This window comes from Bacillus sp. EB600 (assembly GCF_024494385.1).
Classification (GTDB): domain Bacteria; phylum Bacillota; class Bacilli; order Bacillales; family Cytobacillaceae; genus JAEVLT01.
In genome coordinates, this window is record NZ_JAEVLT010000008.1 from 159,065 (window position 1) to 174,941 (window position 15,877).

General features: G+C 36.9%; 19 protein-coding genes. 7 read left to right on the forward strand and 12 right to left on the reverse strand.

Annotated elements, in window-relative coordinates; all coding sequences use genetic code 11:
• Positions 1-171: 171 nt before the first annotated feature.
• The 3 genes from JN080_RS11315 to JN080_RS11325 form a co-directional block, all read right to left on the reverse strand.
• Positions 172-408: a YkuJ family protein gene (locus tag JN080_RS11315; RefSeq protein ID WP_256236098.1), complete on the reverse strand. Its 237-nt coding sequence runs from the start codon at positions 406-408 to the stop codon at positions 172-174.
• 242 nt (positions 409-650) lie between these two features.
• Entirely contained in the window at positions 651-887 is a 237-nt protein-coding gene (locus JN080_RS11320; protein ID WP_256236099.1) for a hypothetical protein, read from the reverse strand.
• Between the two features lie 71 nt (positions 888-958).
• Positions 959-2,170 carry an EAL domain-containing protein gene (locus tag JN080_RS11325; RefSeq protein WP_256236100.1) on the reverse strand — a complete coding sequence of 404 codons (1,212 nt, stop codon included), beginning with the start codon at positions 2,168-2,170 and terminating at the stop codon, positions 959-961.
• Between the two features lie 213 nt (positions 2,171-2,383).
• Here JN080_RS11325 and JN080_RS11330 point away from each other — a divergent pair, with 213 nt between their 5' ends.
• The 4 genes from JN080_RS11330 to JN080_RS11345 all read left to right on the forward strand — a co-directional run bounded on the left by JN080_RS11330 (position 2,384) and on the right by JN080_RS11345 (position 5,781).
• Complete coding sequence (locus JN080_RS11330) at positions 2,384-3,268, forward strand: metallophosphoesterase (protein ID WP_256236101.1); 885 nt, start codon at positions 2,384-2,386, stop codon at positions 3,266-3,268.
• 278 nt (positions 3,269-3,546) lie between these two features.
• Complete coding sequence (locus tag JN080_RS11335; protein WP_305473918.1) at positions 3,547-4,023, forward strand: YkyB family protein; 477 nt, start codon at positions 3,547-3,549, stop codon at positions 4,021-4,023.
• Between the two features lie 204 nt (positions 4,024-4,227).
• Complete coding sequence (locus JN080_RS11340; protein ID WP_256236102.1) at positions 4,228-4,518, forward strand: hypothetical protein; 291 nt, start codon at positions 4,228-4,230, stop codon at positions 4,516-4,518.
• A 108-nt stretch (positions 4,519-4,626) separates the two neighbouring features.
• Positions 4,627-5,781 (forward strand): aminotransferase A, encoded by a 1,155-nt coding sequence (locus JN080_RS11345; RefSeq protein WP_256236103.1) that lies wholly within the window; start codon positions 4,627-4,629, stop codon positions 5,779-5,781.
• 314 nt (positions 5,782-6,095) lie between these two features.
• Here the strand turns inward: JN080_RS11345 and JN080_RS11350 are convergent, their stop codons facing one another.
• The 5 genes from JN080_RS11350 to JN080_RS11370 form a co-directional block, all read right to left on the reverse strand.
• Positions 6,096-6,278: a hypothetical protein gene (locus tag JN080_RS11350; RefSeq protein ID WP_256236104.1), complete on the reverse strand. Its 183-nt coding sequence runs from the start codon at positions 6,276-6,278 to the stop codon at positions 6,096-6,098.
• A 104-nt stretch (positions 6,279-6,382) separates the two neighbouring features.
• On the reverse strand, positions 6,383-7,267 hold the full coding sequence (locus tag JN080_RS11355) for an NAD(P)-dependent oxidoreductase (RefSeq protein WP_256236105.1): 885 nt from the start codon (positions 7,265-7,267) through the stop codon (positions 6,383-6,385).
• 266 nt (positions 7,268-7,533) lie between these two features.
• The gene (locus JN080_RS11360) at positions 7,534-7,698 is read right to left on the reverse strand and encodes a putative PEP-binding protein (protein ID WP_309144669.1); all 165 of its coding nucleotides are present in this window, start codon (positions 7,696-7,698) and stop codon (positions 7,534-7,536) included.
• A gap of 36 nt (positions 7,699-7,734) precedes the next feature.
• Positions 7,735-8,001 carry a phosphocarrier protein HPr gene (locus JN080_RS11365; protein WP_256236106.1) on the reverse strand — a complete coding sequence of 89 codons (267 nt, stop codon included), beginning with the start codon at positions 7,999-8,001 and terminating at the stop codon, positions 7,735-7,737.
• A 386-nt stretch (positions 8,002-8,387) separates the two neighbouring features.
• Positions 8,388-8,570 (reverse strand): hypothetical protein, encoded by a 183-nt coding sequence (locus JN080_RS11370; protein WP_305473927.1) that lies wholly within the window; start codon positions 8,568-8,570, stop codon positions 8,388-8,390.
• A 269-nt stretch (positions 8,571-8,839) separates the two neighbouring features.
• Between JN080_RS11370 and JN080_RS11375 the strand changes: the two genes are divergently transcribed.
• Positions 8,840-9,028 (forward strand): YkvS family protein, encoded by a 189-nt coding sequence (locus JN080_RS11375; RefSeq protein WP_256236108.1) that lies wholly within the window; start codon positions 8,840-8,842, stop codon positions 9,026-9,028.
• 125 nt (positions 9,029-9,153) lie between these two features.
• Here the strand turns inward: JN080_RS11375 and JN080_RS11380 are convergent, their stop codons facing one another.
• Positions 9,154-9,276: a DUF6254 family protein gene (locus tag JN080_RS11380; RefSeq protein WP_256236109.1), complete on the reverse strand. Its 123-nt coding sequence runs from the start codon at positions 9,274-9,276 to the stop codon at positions 9,154-9,156.
• A 147-nt stretch (positions 9,277-9,423) separates the two neighbouring features.
• Between JN080_RS11380 and JN080_RS11385 the strand changes: the two genes are divergently transcribed.
• The gene (locus JN080_RS11385) at positions 9,424-10,035 is read left to right on the forward strand and encodes a CPBP family intramembrane glutamic endopeptidase (protein WP_256236110.1); all 612 of its coding nucleotides are present in this window, start codon (positions 9,424-9,426) and stop codon (positions 10,033-10,035) included.
• A gap of 46 nt (positions 10,036-10,081) precedes the next feature.
• On the opposite strand, the gene JN080_RS11390 is transcribed toward JN080_RS11385, so the two are convergent.
• Entirely contained in the window at positions 10,082-11,128 is a 1,047-nt protein-coding gene (locus JN080_RS11390) for a YkvI family membrane protein (protein WP_256236111.1), read from the reverse strand.
• Positions 11,129-11,363: 235 nt separating this feature from the next.
• On the opposite strand from JN080_RS11390, the gene JN080_RS11395 reads away from it, so the two are divergent.
• Entirely contained in the window at positions 11,364-13,514 is a 2,151-nt protein-coding gene (locus JN080_RS11395) for an ATP-dependent Clp protease ATP-binding subunit (protein WP_256236112.1), read from the forward strand.
• A 41-nt stretch (positions 13,515-13,555) separates the two neighbouring features.
• Here JN080_RS11395 and JN080_RS11400 read toward each other — a convergent pair whose 3' ends face one another.
• Both JN080_RS11400 and JN080_RS11405 read right to left on the reverse strand, forming a co-directional pair.
• On the reverse strand, positions 13,556-15,250 hold the full coding sequence (locus JN080_RS11400; protein WP_256236113.1) for a M3 family oligoendopeptidase: 1,695 nt from the start codon (positions 15,248-15,250) through the stop codon (positions 13,556-13,558).
• A 92-nt stretch (positions 15,251-15,342) separates the two neighbouring features.
• Entirely contained in the window at positions 15,343-15,783 is a 441-nt protein-coding gene (locus tag JN080_RS11405) for a MarR family winged helix-turn-helix transcriptional regulator (protein ID WP_256236114.1), read from the reverse strand.
• Positions 15,784-15,877 lie beyond the last annotated feature (94 nt).

Genomic DNA, 15,877 nt, shown 5'->3' on the forward strand with positions numbered 1-15,877 from the left:
ACATTTTGGTTGGATTGAGCGGTAAGAACATTAGACATTTCAGACTCATAATGACATTTGGGACATCTTACGATCGGCATCATCATATCATCATCACCTCATCTATAGTTTACGTTTGTAATTGAAGACCTAACCGCTAGACAATGAAAAAAAGGAACCGGTTAAGGTTCCTTACTGAATTAAATCAAAAATTTCAATTGTGATCATATCAACGTTATCAAATTGATAGCGTTTTGGCTTTTCTTTTTCGTTATACACTTCTAATTCAAACGTTTCGGTTTTTGGATGAAACGTTACCTGACATTTTTTTTCACCATTTACCTCGAAAAAACGTTGTGTCGGTTCACCCCCACTTGCTTGTTCTTGAAGGTTTTTTAACCGCGTTAATATTCCTTGAAGCTGTGACATATTGCTCCCTCTCCTTTCAAACAGAAACGAAACTTTACTGTTATGTTTCTCCTTTGACATGTTTCTATCCTTATTTGATTACTTTCATTAATTTTCCAAGAAAGAATTTCTCACATGCCAATATTAACAGAATAAGGCACTACTATCTATTTGTCCAAGTAAAATTCAATATTTCTGAGATATTTATCAAAAAATACAAAGAAAGGATTGAAATAAAGAAATATAGACCCCAAATTTGAGGTCTATCGAAAATTGATTGCAATAAATAAAATGATAAAAAGCACCAATGCAAAAAATAAACCGTAGGAAAAAAAGATTGGGTTCTTTAAAAAGGCGTGTTCTTGAATTGGCTTTGCCAATTGGGTATCAATATCCCCATCAATTACCTTTTGCTGCCTAGCAAGATACCATGTAGCGATAAGTGAAACCGCTAGGATGCCTATAATAAGAATGGAGAGAACATTGATGAACATATTCATGGCGATTTCTCCTTGAGTAATGTTTTTCTTAAGTTACCACTCCAAGAGATTTTTATTCTTCCTCCCACTTTCTAAAGTAAATCTGCATGTTCAAATAAATAATGGTAGGAAAGGTCAATAAATAAAAACTCGTTTGTATTAATCGGAAAAGAGAAAGTACGAATGTTCTCCCCAGTCTCAATGTCACTATAAAGATCCGATAATAGTCCCTTTCGTTCGTTGCGCATTTTTATAATATTTTCCAAAAAATAAGGACGCCAGCTCCAATTTTTATGGATATATTCTTTCTGAATACTCCAACCATCTTTACCTTTAAAAATATTAGGAGATCTTTGGAATCCATCCTCATCACACACATACATACGAAAAGCGGTTTGATCCATTTCTTTTACGAGCAATTGAAATAAATCTTCATAGTGTGACTTTTTGCTTTTTAAAACAATTTCTTGAACTTTTGCTTGAAAAAGCTCGGCTGTTGTATAAATCGATTCAAGTTTTCGTTTCTCAGACAAAATAAAATCATGAAACTTTATTTTTAGGCGGTCCTTTAATAGATCTTCCTGGATAAATTCTGCAGCCGGCCTCTTTAGATAAAAACCTTGGTAGTACCTCCCGCCATTTCTCCATGCAAAATGTAATTGATGCTCCATTTCAATATTTTCAAACAATAATGTTGCACCGATTTTTCTGGCAAGCATGGATAATGAAAATAAGACATCATTATATGCCGTCCCAATCGAAATTGATTTTAATACCTCTAAATTAATTTTTATAATGTCCGGTGCAAGCTCGCCAATCCGATCAAAATAATTACTATTACGATCGATTTTTGCAATCGCAATTTTTATACCATATGTTCGATAATATTGCAGTAAATGATCTAATTGATCTAGATCACCCTTGTAGCTTTTTTCAGATATTTCAAGGACAATTCGTCCCATAAATAATCCCTTTTTTTCAAAAGCAAGGAGTTCATTTAAGAATGGTTCACCATGACCATACATTAATAAATCTGCTGTACGATTAAAAAATAGGCTGACATTTTCTTTCAAGTCCAGTGCTTTTTCAAGTGCCTTGACCAACAATAATTGATCAACCTCAAATTTATATTCATCAGGTATTTGGTCATCTTGAAAAAAAGGACCTAAGCTAATGGGTTGATTCTCTGAAATATATCTTCCTAAAACCTCATACCCAATAACACGATGTTCATCAGCACTAAAAATCGGTTGAAAAAAAGGAATGACATTTTCAAGATCCGTTAGGATATCCAATGCATCCATTTATGTACCTCCATAAACGATATCCATTATTATACCACATCAAAAAATAGAATACCGTTCCTGAAAGACTGTAAATATTTAAGGAATGAATCTGAGTTGGAATGAATAATTAACTATCAGGATAAGCCATCTAAATGTTATAATTTGGTTTATGTCCTAATGAGAACTAGTACTCAATTAGAAAAAGATAACAGGGAGATTGGTTGGTAAAAAATGGTGAAAAGATTAACAAGGAGAACTCTTTTAAAAACTTCATTCGGTGCCCTGCTTACGATTTTAGGATTAGGCTCAGGAGGGTATGTTTATGCCCGTAATATTGAACCTGCACTCCTTGACATTCAATCGATTCAGATTAAACATTCATTAATACCTAGAAGCCTTGATGGTGTAAAGATTATCCAATTCAGTGATACACATCTGGGTTTTCAATATAATCTTAACCAATTAAAAAGAGTAATTAATGTAATTAATTCGTTTCAACCTGATGTGGTTTTTTTTACGGGTGATCTAATGGATAATCCTAAAGAGTACAAGGAAATAGAGGAACTCGCACCGATTCTCAGGCAAATAAGGGCACCCTTAGGTAAATATTGTATTTACGGAAATCACGATCACGGAGGATATGGATCTACTATTTATAAACATATAATGCAAGGCGCAAACTTCATCCTGCTTCAAAATCAATCAAGACCCATTATAGGATCAGATGGAAGCCAGATTTATTTAGTAGGAATTGATGATGCCATGTTGGGCAGACCCGATTTTAATTTGGCTCAACAAAGCGTCCCTGATAATGCTTTTAAAATTTTATTATCCCATGCACCGGATTTGGCAGACAGAGCATCACAATATAATATCCATTGGCAGCTCAGCGGCCACAGCCATGGAGGCCAGGTTAAGATCCCATTTATTGGAGCTCTTGTTATTCCGCCGTTTGCACAAAAATATCCAGAGGGGCATTATTTAATTGGAGAGAACAACAAATTGAACCTATACGTAAACAGAGGTCTTGGTACCACCCGTCTCCCTTTCCGATTTATGGCAAAACCAGAATTAACAATTTTCACTTTAAGAAAAGCAGAAGCACCGTTTAGCTAAGTAGCATCCTCTTCTGGGCGCCGGCGCCGACTAAAAGCGCTGCCGTCTTGGCTGCAACGTCGGCACTAGCACGTCCTGTGCGTCGAAGCTTAGGCAGTTGTCACAGGACAAAGATATAATTTTGGTTAAATAAGAAAAGCGAGTCCCTACAATGGATTATTAGAATAACTTTTTGTTCTATCATTATTTTTATTTTTACGAAAAAGGATGTATAATAAGAAAAATAGAAGGCGCCCGTAGAATAAATTCTCTGAATCGATTAGAAAGGAGCACTAATTTTGAAAAGTGACCAGAAAGTTCCCCCGGTACAAGTAAATTTAACGATAGAAAACCTCTCTCAAGCAATCTTTACTGTCAATCGGCATGCCAAGACAGCTATAAATCCCAGTTTCTTATATAAACTTAAGCATGAATCATTAAAGAAGTTAATCGCAGAGGGGAAGGCTCAAAAAGTGGGTCTGCACTTTTCAAGAAATCCCAAAAATAGCAGACAGCAATCTGATGTTTTAGTTGCATGCGGCCAATACACGTTTCATATTCCTCCGACGAAAAAGGACTTTTCAGATCTCCCCCATTTAGGAAAATTAGATAGCAATGTCCGTAACCCAAAGGCCTGTCTATCACTAAAATTTGCTAAAGATATCCTGCAAACCTACACAGGAGTTAAAGAACTCCAACAACCCTCAACAAAACCAAAACACAATCATCGTGTCTTTGAAAAACCTGTTTTCAAAAAATTAGGGGAAAGATATTAAATTGAAAGCTCTCATTCATGTTTGCAACCTACTATTTCTTTTTTTTAAAAGCCGGACATATTACGGCTTTTATTTTTTTTGATCTTTTTGTGAACTTCGTCACGTAATTATGGACGAAATGAATAATTTAGATTAAACTACAATCGTTAGAAGAAAGCTCAGATAAATCAGTCACCCAATAAATTTTTATAAGAGGTGCTTATTATGAAAGGTACGGCCATTCTATTCCAAGAACAATCTGTGAGAATTATTGAAAATATTGATCATAGTATTTTTGATGAAATGAAACAGCAATGTGGCTGCACTCATTGCAATTGTAAACTTGAAAACAAGATTATTGATTTTGGCTCTGTTTCACCAGTTTTCTGGCATGAAGACGAGATTGATGGGATTATGGTTATTGATCCCTTTGAATTAAACATATACTCTATATCCCCCTTTAAAACGATCCGGCACTGCCAGGTCGTTTTTATTTGCTTTAACCATCGAATCTGAAAGTCCTCTTTTTAAAAGGACAACTAAAAATGGTACAATATAAATAATAATCATTTTATAATCATGAGATATTCAACCTAAATAAGTCGATCGGAAGGAAGAACACGAGTGGAACATTTAATCAATCAAAAAGTAAAAGAATTGGAAATATCGGGAATCAGAAAGTTTTTTAATATGGTGGCAAATACAGAAGGTATGATTTCTTTAACGATTGGACAGCCTGATTTTCCAACTCCTGAACATGTTAAAAATGCCGGGATAAAAGCCATCAAGGATAATTATACGAGCTACACACATAACGCTGGATACCTTGAATTACGAATGGCTGCATGTCAATTTGTGGAGAAGAAATATGGCATAACCTACAACCCTGAAACCGAAGTGATCGTAACAGCAGGCGCAAGTGAAGCAATTGATATTACCTTCCGAACCATTTTAACAGAAGGCACGGAGGTGATTTTACCTGGTCCTGTTTATCCAGGCTATGAGCCACTTATTCGCACCTGCGGGGCTATTCCTGTTTATGCTGATGTAAGAGATAATCAATTTCGCTTAACAGCCGAAAAGATTAAGCCCTATATTACTAAAAAAACAAGGTGCATTGTTTTGCCATACCCTTCAAATCCTACTGGCGTAAGCTTAACAAAGTCAGAATTAGAAGAAATTGCCAGTCTGGTAAGGGAATACGAAATATTTATTCTCGCTGATGAAATCTACAGTGAACTAGTCTATGACCAATCGCATCAATCGATTGCTTCTTTTTTGAAAGAAAAAACAATTGTCATTAATGGACTATCAAAAAGCCATTCGATGACGGGCTGGCGGATCGGCTTGTTGTTTGCTCCTGAATATCTTACAAAGCACATTTTGAAAGTGCATCAGTACAATGTCTCGTGTGCGAACTCGATTGCACAAAAGGCTGCTTTTGAAGCATTGACTGTTGGAATAGATGACGCACTTTTAATGAAAAGGGAATACGCCCAAAGACGTGAATTTGTACATAACCGTTTACATGGGATGGGACTAAACGTTGTTAAACCGGATGGAGCCTTTTACTTTTTTGTGGAAATTCCTAAGTTGATCCCATTCAATAGCTTTGACTTCTGCCTTGAGCTTGTACGTGAGGCTAATGTTGCAGTCGTCCCAGGCAGTGCATTTTCAGAATATGGAGAGGGCTATTTTAGGCTGTCCTATGCAGCCTCGATGGAAACACTGAAGGAAGGGCTGAATCGAATCGAGAGGTATTTATCAAAGTGGAGTTAATAAGGGAACAAAAGCGCAAGCGCCTGTTTAGCGACGTATGGACTGGAGTACTCCGACTGAGATAAAGGAAACACGAAGAGCGGAAGCGCATTCGTGCTTGACTTCGTAAGGAGGTGGGCGAAGTACAATAGTCGCTAGGCACTGGCCGACTACGAGCTCCGCCGTCCTGGCGGCAACGTCGGCACTAGCACTTCCTGTGCGTCGAAGCTGGACGAAGATTAAACTTCATTCAAAGTTATCAACAGGGTAATCTTTTATAATTTCCTTAACAGTAAGGTAAGAACCCACTGCCGGTTTGGCAGTGGGTTTAGCATTTACAAGCCGCCTTTATATTTCCCGTCATTTTTAGAGGCTTTTTCCTTTTTTGCTTTGTCTTTATGGATCTTGTTTGCTGCCGCAGATCCCATTTCGTGGGCAAATTCTGAATTTATAACGGCAGAGTCAAATCCTTTTTTATTTTTTTGCTGCGGATCATTTTTTTTCGTTCTTTTTGCCATAAACATTCCTCCCAAAATTCTATCTTCACCAATAGTTTCTGGTAATTTGGAGGAACTATTCATGGTCATTTTTTGCAATAAAGCTTAAGTACGTTTTAAAAAAATTAATGTTCCCAATATTTATAAATAGCTTGTGTACCGCTATTTTCTTCGCCTTTTGCTGCTAATTGGTCATATAGTGATTTTGAAAGTGCTAGCCCAGGCGTTTCCATTCCCAATTGTTCTGCTTCATCAAGAGCAATTTTCATATCCTTAATAAAATGTTTGATATAAAACCCTGGCTTAAAATCCCCTTTTAGCATTCTCGGAACAAGGTTACTTAACGACCAGCTGCCTGCTGCACCACTGGAAATACTTTTCAATACCGCCTCAGGATTCAAGCCAGCCTTTTCGGCATAGATGATTGCCTCTGTAACTCCAATCATTGTCGATGCTATCACGATTTGGTTTGACATTTTTGTATGCTGCCCTGAACCAGCTTTCCCTTGATAAACGATATTCGTTCCAAGTTTTTCGAGCAAAGGGAGAACAGCGCTAAATGCATCCTTTTCACCACCAACCATGATCGAAAGCTTTGCATCTCGCGCTCCAATATCTCCACCGGAAATAGGTGCGTCAATCGCATGAATTTTATGTTTTTTGGCTTCTTCAAAAATTTTTACCGCAAGGGATGGCGAGGATGTTGTCATATCAATTAGGTAGCTGCCCGGTTTTCCATTTGCTATTATCCCATTCTCTCCCAAATAAATTTCTTCAACATCAGAAGGATAGCCAACAATGGTAAAAATAACATTTGCTTGTTCAGCTACTTCTCTTGGTGTATTTACCCACTCTGCACCTTGATTAAGTAAATCAGCCGCCTTTTCCTTTGTTCTGGAATAAACAACTAACGGATAACCCGCCTTTACTAAATTCCCTGCCATACTTTTTCCCATAACACCTATTCCAATAAACCCAACAACTGTATTTTCTGGAGTTAACAAATCCATCTTCCTCTCAATATTAGTTTACACAATCTTATTTAAATAGATTTCACCATAACCAATTCCATTGGTATCTTTGTTTTTCTGCGCTTACTTGGTCTATATTTATTATACTGAAAGACTGAATTCTAATATAGTTTAAGATACTTTTATAGAAAAAAGCCAACTGCACTACAGCCGGCTTTTTCCAGAATAAGAAAGTATAAAGTTTTGAACGTAGAAAACTGTCTAACTCCAGTCCATACTTTGCTATACGGGCGCTTACACAAAGCCTAATTGCTCGAGAGCCAAAAAAATGGGGTTAACTCTTTTGATAAGTTCATATATGGAAGCTTGTTGTCTCCGCCAATATCCAAGATGTGAATAACTACAGGCTTTCCGTTCATTCCTTTTAGGACTGCCTCGTATGCTTCAAATTGCTCAACTTCTGTTGGCAACCCCCCTTGAGGCTGCAAAACCCTTTAAAAACATTACTATTCTGCAAGACCTTCCTTTGTTAAGGTTTCTTCAAGACTTCTTAATGCGTCATCAGCGTCGCTGCCTTCTGCGCTAATTTTTATTTCGCCTCCGTGACCAATACCTAGTGACATAACACCCATTATCGATTTTAAATTTGCTTTTTTTCCTTTATATTCTAAACTTAGATCAGAATCAAATTTACTAGCTGTTTGGACTAGTAATGTTGCAGGTCTAGCATGGATACCTGTTTCGGAAATTACTTTAAATTGTTTTTCTGCCATAAAAAATCATACTCCTTCTTCAGATAAATAATTTGAATAAGCAGAACGTAGATATTGCCTTATAAAATGACAAAACGTCAATTTTAATCGCCATACAAAATAGTTATTGACTAAATGTAGGAGAATAACATGGAATAACTTTATATATTTTTCTCATAAAAAAAATAAACATGTATAAGGCAAACAACTATTTTCAACAGTTCTTTTCATGGTGGTACAATACGAAGAATACCATGATTCGACATATTCCAACAACCAAAATACATTATTGCAGAATAAAAAGTAACTTAGCAAAAATATTCCATATTTTTGCTAAAATGAAAACATTCTCCTATTGGTTGGTATAACAATTACTGCAGGGAAAGCCCATACAGAATAAAATATTATTAGCTTCTTGCTATTTCTTGGTATTGATAAATTACATCTCCCCCTCTTTGTCCAATTCCTCTAAAATGTTTAAAATCTTCCCTTTTCACAAGTTCTTCCCGAAAATCTAAAAAATCCTCTTTAGGAACAAAATATTCTGATAAAGTACCATCCTTTAATTTTTCGAGAATTTCTTGGATCATTTCTTTTTGCACATAAACCCACTCCTTTGATAACGAAGATATTTGTCCGATTTTGTCAGAATTTCCACGGAAATAATTCCATAAAAACTTAAAAACCCGTTTACTTAAGAATACCTTACTTTATTGAGATAGAAAGGCTTTTACCTTCCATTTTCAACAATTTGTTAATTTAAAAATAAACCCTTTACGAATTCAATAAATTAGTGCAAACTGTTATTTATATAGATTTTTATATTGGTATTAGTTGGAAGGTAAAGGAGAGGGGCTATTTGAAAAAGGCGGAAGTGGGAAATGTAATAGAGTTCCGTGGGGGATTGCAAGGAATTGTTGAAAAAGTGAATGAAAATTCTGTAATTGTAGACCTAACTTATATGGATAATTACCGAGACCTAGAATTAGACCAACGTACTGTTATTAATCATAAAAACTATAGGATTGTAAAAGAAAGCGTTATCTAATTTGTTAAAAGAATTTAATGAGCGGCCATATGGCTGCTTTTTATTTTGATTAACTATAAAATGCTGCAGTTCTATCATTTTGCCCCACCACGTTCTGAATGATGAGGCATTAATCCAATAATTACTTAGCTTTTTTTGGGACCAGTTTCCTTTGACAGCTCTTTTAACGATTTAATTTTACCGTGTGGGTTTTGATCCTGCTTTCGGACTGTCCACTCCCGTTCCTGTTGACTTTGCGATTTACTCATATTCCAAACCTCCTTTCATCCAATAGCATTTTCAATTTTTATCGGTCTTATTATTGGAAACAAATGAGCGAAGTGATAAATTTCATTTCCCAACCTGCCGTTTTTTTGTTAAAATTATTTTGTTTTACTTTGAAAGGAGCGGAAAAAATGAGGTTACAAGCTGCCGATCTTCGCCTATTGCTTGGATTACTCCTCGCACATCTATTGCTCTTCTTTAGCTTTCAAGATAAGAGCGTATTCTGGTATATTTATACTGCTTCTTTATTGCTGTTAATCACCTATGCCATCCTTCAGGAGGACGTTGATGATCAGGCAGGCTTTTTTTCATACATTTCACTTGGAGTTCTTTCAGGGTTGCTTTTGTATGGTATTTTTTGGATTGGTTATCATGGCGTAGGGTTTCTAAAGATCGGACTGCAACGGGACACTCATCAGCTTTATCGCTGGTTTGGTCCTTCATTATTCTGGGAGTATCTTGCCCTGATTTTAGTGGCTGGTCCTGGAGAAGAACTTTTTTGGCGGGGATTCATTCAAAAACGATTACTGAATTACTTTAAACCAATTGTTGGCATTGTTATTGGAGCCATTCTTTATGCCTCAGTACATATTTATTCGGGCCAATTTATATTAGTTTTTGCAGCCTTTATTTCGGGGCTCGCATGGGGTGCTCTTTATTTTTGGAAGAAAAGCATGCCTATCGTTATTGTGTCCCACCTGGTCTTCGACATCATGATTTTTATCATCATTCCATTTAAGTAAAAAAAGCATTTGTTCATTTGAACAAATGCTTTTTTTACACATACTACTAACTTTTATCCTTGGTAAGCGGCTTTACCCAGAGCAGGACGATGAACAATATGCTAATATTACCGAACAATGGATATAAATAGGAAAGAAGTTTTCCATAATCAAATAGACTAATCAAATAGGAAATGACAAATATGAAGGTGATTGAGACCGCTGTCGGCACATCAATCATTTGCTTCAATTGCCTTTCAATACCAAATACATTGCCAATTACGGATGTAAAGATTTCTCCATAAATAACCATGACATAGAGCCAATAAAAGCCCGGAGCCAAATTCTTCATAATAAAAGCCATTGGAATTTCATATTTCTCAAACTCTGGAAGCATGATCAAAGTAAAATGACTTGAAATTAGGATAACTGTTAAGGCAGCTCCCCCAAGTATCCCCCCCCACTTGATCGTCCAATCATCATTAATCTCTGTAGCAACTGGAACCAAAACTGCTTGGGCAAGTGCAAGGTTAAAGGCTGTGTAGGAGAAAGGTGCCAATATGGTTGTCCAGCTATGTTTCCCCTCCGGAATAACGAATAACTGTTCAAAAAAATGAGGATTTGTTACAGAAAACCCCATTAACATAAGACTAAAGCTAATCATTAACGGTACGACAAATGTATTGACAGCAAAAAGCCCCTTCATTCCGATAAGCATAACAATTATTGAAAGAAATATGGTCAAAAAAACACCCATATTTTTAGATAACCCTAGTTGTTCTTTAAAGACTGCTCCGGCACCAGCCAGCATGACCGCACTTACCCCTAGTAACATAATGAGCATCAAAACGTTAATTCCCTTACCCGCCCATTTTCCAAACAGATATTCATTAAACTCTTGATATGATTTCGCCTTTATACGAGCTGCAATTCTCATTAATTTTGAACCCAAAAATACAAGGAGGTAGCCGCTCATCAATATACTAAAAAAACCCAATAATCCAAATCTTGAAAAGAACTCAACGATCTCTCTTCCAGTAGCAAATCCAGCTCCAACCACTGTTCCAACATAGACCGCCGCGATTTGAAAAGCCGCAGCCCAATTCTTTTCCACCATAACTCCCTCCTCCCTAACAATATATGAGACAAGGGACAAACAATGACGAGCTTTTTAAAAGAAAAGCAGATGTAATAACATGCATTATCATTTGGTAAAAAATTTCAGCACAAAAAACTTGAAAGTCAAAATAGGTCAGAGTATACTATAGCCATAAGGTCAAAGATAGTCAAAGTCAAAGTAAAGGCTAAAGAAATTAAATTAATGTTATCTAATAGAGGAGGTTTTCTTTATGCTTTGTCAAATGTGTAAACAAAACCATGCAAATTTACACCTAAGAATGAACATAAATGGTAATCAACAAGAAATAGTCCTTTGTCGTGAATGCTATGAAAAACAGAAAAAAACAATTGGTACCGGTTTTGGACCTATGTTGGGTTCATTTTCCAATTTTCCTTTTGAGGACCTGCTTGGAGCAAACTCAGGAGCAATGAACCAGGGTGGAATTAACCAAGCAAACATGCAGAATACTAAGAAAGGATCTTCAGGATTCATCGACCGTTTCGGGCGAAATTTAACCCAACTTGCAAAGGCTGGCTTAATTGATCCCGTCATTGGCCGTGATGAAGAAATAAAAAGGGTTATTGAAATTTTAAATCGTAGAAATAAAAACAATCCAGTCTTAATCGGTGAACCTGGTGTTGGTAAAACAGCCATCGCTGAGGGTCTTGCCACCAAGATTGTTAATGGTCAAGTTCCAGGCAAATTAAGAAATAAAGAAGTGTATTTGCTTGATGTTGCATCACTTGTAGCCAACACGGGAATACGCGGTCAATTTGAAGAAAGAATGAAACAATTAATTGCCGAATTACAGGAACGTAAAAATATCATTCTATTTATTGATGAAATTCACTTACTTGTTGGTGCGGGTTCAGCAGAAGGATCAATGGATGCTGGAAACATTTTAAAACCAGCATTGGCTAGAGGTGAAATGCAGCTAATCGGTGCTACAACATTAAAAGAATACCGTCAAATTGAAAAAGATGCAGCACTTGAACGTCGGTTCCAGCCCGTTCATGTTCTGGAACCTACCACCGAAGCTACACTTGAAATTCTTAAAGGGCTTCAATCCAAGTATGAAGAGTTTCATGAGGTAAAGTTTACAGAAGAAGCAATTAAAGCTTGTGTACAATTATCGCACCGTTATATTCAAGACCGATTCTTACCGGATAAAGCAATTGATTTACTTGATGAAGCCGGCTCAAAGCTCAATCTTTCATCTGAGTACAAAAATACAGACCAAATTGAAGCACGTTTAAAAGAAATTCATAATGAAAAAGAAGCAGCTCTAAAGCAGGAAGACTATGAAAAAGCTGCATCACTACGCGATGAGGAAGCAAAACTTGAAAAAGCGCTAAATACAGCCTCAGCAACAGATCGACCAGTTGTAGAAGTTTCGCATATTCAAGAAATCATTGAAGAAAAAACGGGGATTCCTGTTGGAAAACTTCAAACTGAGGAACAACAGAAAATGAAGCACCTTGAAGAAAACATGAATCAAAGGGTAATTGGTCAAGTGGAGGCTGTTAAAAGGGTTGCTAAAGCAATTAGGAGAAGCCGGGCAGGTTTAAAATCGAAGCATCGTCCAATTGGTTCATTTCTATTTGTCGGACCAACTGGGGTAGGGAAAACGGAATTATCGAAAACACTTGCTGATGAGTTATTTGGTTCCAAGGATGCAATGATTCGCTTAGATATGAGTGAATATATGGAAAAACACAGTATTTCCAAATTAATAGGTTCACCTCCTGGATATGTAGGTCATGAGGAAGCAGGACAACTGACAGAAAAGGTTCGTCGAAATCCTTATAGTATTATCCTATTGGATGAAATTGAAAAGGCTCATCCTGATGTTCAGCATATGTTCCTGCAAATTATGGAAGACGGCCGCTTAACAGATAGCCAAGGAAGAACGGTTAGCTTTAAAGACACAGTCGTCATCATGACAAGCAATGCAGGTATCGTTCAGAAGGCCATTCATGTCGGATTTGGCAAGAGTGAAACAACTTCAGAAGCAAGTGTTCTGGATTCCTTGGGCAGCTTCTTTAAGCCTGAATTTCTCAACCGTTTTGACAGCATTATTGAATTTAAGTCGCTTGAGAAAGAGCATATCCTAAAAATTGTTGACTTGATGATTGCTGAACTACAAGACGCTTTAAGAGAGCAGAACATCAATTTAACTGTCACACAGGAAGCTAAGGATCAATTAGCAAAGCTGGGGTACAATCCAATATTTGGTGCACGCCCGCTCCGCAGAGTGATTCAAGAACAATTAGAAGATAAAATTGCTGATTTTGTCCTTGATGAACCTGACGTTACAAAATTAGCAGCCATAATTGAGAATGGTGAGTTGAAAGTAATCGCAGAAAGTGTAGCAGTATAATCCGAATAAAAAAGCGAAGCCTGCTCGGCTTCGCTTTTTTCTTATAATTTTTTATCGTCAACAGAATTTAGCCATTTTTCGATTTCACCGACAACTGATTCTACACACCCATCCTCAAATGGCGAAAGTAAACGGGCTGTCTCCACTAGCTTTAAAAAAGACATGCTGCCACCCAGCTTACATAGATTCACATAATCTGTCCAGGCTTTTTGGTGATTATCTCTAGACCGTTTCCAAAATTGGAAAGCACAAATTTGCGCGAGCGTATAATCAATATAATAAAAAGGATCGTTATAAATATGGCCTTGCTTTTGCCAAAATCCACCATTTTCCAAATATCCATTCCCGCCATAATCCCGATGCGGCAAATATTTTTTCTCAATTTCCCGCCATTTAAGATTGCGTTCTTTAGGAGCAGCATCTGGATTTTCATAGACCCAGTGCTGAAACTCGTCTACTGAAACACCATATGGTAAGAATAATAAGGCATCACTTAAATGAGCAAACCTGTATTTATCAGCCTCTTCTTTAAAAAATAAATCCATCCACGGCCAAGTGAAAAACTCCATGCTCATCGAATGGATTTCACATGCTTCGTAGGTGGGCCAATAATATTCCGGAATCTCAAAGGTCCGGCTGGAATATACCTGAAAAGCGTGACCTGCTTCATGGGTCAATACATCAATATCCCCTGATGTCCCAGTAAAATTAGAAAAAATAAATGGAGATTTATAATTCTCAATATAGGTGCAGTAACCGCCTCCAGCCTTCCCTTTCTTTGCTATCAGGTCCAATAAGTGGTGTTCCTGCATGAAGCGGAAAAACTCACCCGTTTCGTTTGAGAGTTCTTCATACATTTTCTGTCCATTCTCAAGGATCCATTCCGGACTACCCTTTGGAGCCGGATTCCCGGTTGGGAAATTAAAACCTTCGTCATAGTATTTTAATTGGTCAACACCAATTCTTTCCCTTTGCCTTTCTTTCAGCTTGGTAGCGATCGGAACGATAAAATCCTTTATTTGCTTTCTGTACCCTGCTACCATTTCGGCATTATAATCTGTCCTCATCATCCGATAATAGCCCAGTTCAACAAAATTCTTGTAACCGAGTCTTTTGGCAATTTCAGTCCGAACCTTAACCAAATCATCATAAATTCGATCAAGTTCTTCTTGATGACCGGCTAAAAAACCAAATTTAGCTTCACTTGCTCGTTGCCGCATATCTCGATCATTTGCTTGAATAAACGGCTCTAATTGAGCAAGCGTCCTTTCTTCCCCTTCAAATTCAATCTTAGCTGTAGCAATCAGTTTCGTATATTCAGTTGAAAGCCGATTTTCTTTCTGCAGCAAGGGAATAACTTCAGGTTTAAATGTTTTTAATTGGCTTTCAGCCAGCGCAAAAAGCTGCGTACCCCATTTTTGTTCCAGCTCTGGACGAAACTTTGAATCAACAAGGGCCTGATAATATTTCGTTGTCAGCCCCTCTATTTCCGGCTCAATCTCATCCATATAATCCTGTTCCGTTTGATAAAATTTATCATTCGTATTAATCGAATGGCGGATTGAACATAGATTAAACATTGTGCCCAAGTCATTTTTAATACTATTTATTTCGTTCATTGCCTGATTTTGTTCCTCAGCTGACCCCGCCCCTGTAAATTTCACGAGTACAGCACCAAACTTTTCCTTAACTTCATCCAGATTAGGCCTTGTATATGTATAGTCTTCGAATTTCATCTTATCATCTCCAATTTACTCTGTATCCATAATATCTATATGTCTCTTTTATACTATATACCTTTGCAAAAAAAAATACGGCATTCGCCGTATTAAAATTTCCCTGCAGGCAGACCCAATTTTTTTAGTAATCGGATTGCTTCAACCTTTTCCGTTTCATCTAAGCTGGACATTAATTGATCAATTCTTTGGGCATGTTCTGGAAAAATTGTTTCGATAAACTGTTTCCCCTCATCGGTTATTGAGGCATACGTCACTCTTCGATCGTTAGGACAAGCAATTCTTTTCAGCAGTCCCTTCTGCTCAAGCTTATCGACTACATAAGTGATGCTGCCGCTTGCTAATAAAATTTTTCCGCCTATTTGCTGTAAAGGAATGTCACCTTTATGATACAAGAGCTCTAAAACTGCAAACTCTGTTGGGTTTAAACCATTAGCTTGAATCGCTTTATTTACATGCTCATTTATAGCTTTATAAGCTCGTGAAAGGACAATAAATAATTTTAATGATTGAGATACTGAGTCATTTTCCATGAAGATCATCCTTTGATTTTTATTAAAAATATAACAAAAACGTATGTTACATTATTTAATATCTCGACTTCAAATTAATTATAAAAAATTTTTG

Bases quoted from the DNA above. Each gene is read 5' to 3' on its own strand.
- JN080_RS11315 (WP_256236098.1), bottom strand. From the start codon at position 408: ATGTCACAGCTTCAAGGAATATTAACGCGGTTAAAAAACCTTCAAGAA.
- JN080_RS11325 (WP_256236100.1), bottom strand. From the start codon at position 2,170: ATGGATGCATTGGATATCCTAACGGATCTTGAAAATGTCATTCCTTTT.
- JN080_RS11370 (WP_305473927.1), bottom strand. From the start codon at position 8,570: ATGATCCAAGAAATTCTCGAAAAATTAAAGGATGGTACTTTATCAGAA.
- JN080_RS11365 (WP_256236106.1), bottom strand. From the start codon at position 8,001: ATGGCAGAAAAACAATTTAAAGTAATTTCCGAAACAGGTATCCATGCT.
- JN080_RS11350 (WP_256236104.1), bottom strand. From the start codon at position 6,278: ATGGCAAAAAGAACGAAAAAAAATGATCCGCAGCAAAAAAATAAAAAA.
- JN080_RS11355 (WP_256236105.1), bottom strand. From the start codon at position 7,267: ATGGATTTGTTAACTCCAGAAAATACAGTTGTTGGGTTTATTGGAATA.
- JN080_RS11330 (WP_256236101.1), top strand. From the start codon at position 2,384: ATGGTGAAAAGATTAACAAGGAGAACTCTTTTAAAAACTTCATTCGGT.
- JN080_RS11395 (WP_256236112.1), top strand. From the start codon at position 11,364: ATGCTTTGTCAAATGTGTAAACAAAACCATGCAAATTTACACCTAAGA.
- JN080_RS11340 (WP_256236102.1), top strand. From the start codon at position 4,228: ATGAAAGGTACGGCCATTCTATTCCAAGAACAATCTGTGAGAATTATT.
- JN080_RS11320 (WP_256236099.1), bottom strand. From the start codon at position 887: ATGAATATGTTCATCAATGTTCTCTCCATTCTTATTATAGGCATCCTA.
- JN080_RS11405 (WP_256236114.1), bottom strand. From the start codon at position 15,783: ATGGAAAATGACTCAGTATCTCAATCATTAAAATTATTTATTGTCCTT.
- JN080_RS11385 (WP_256236110.1), top strand. From the start codon at position 9,424: ATGAGGTTACAAGCTGCCGATCTTCGCCTATTGCTTGGATTACTCCTC.
- JN080_RS11380 (WP_256236109.1), bottom strand. From the start codon at position 9,276: ATGAGTAAATCGCAAAGTCAACAGGAACGGGAGTGGACAGTCCGAAAG.
- JN080_RS11400 (WP_256236113.1), bottom strand. From the start codon at position 15,250: ATGAAATTCGAAGACTATACATATACAAGGCCTAATCTGGATGAAGTT.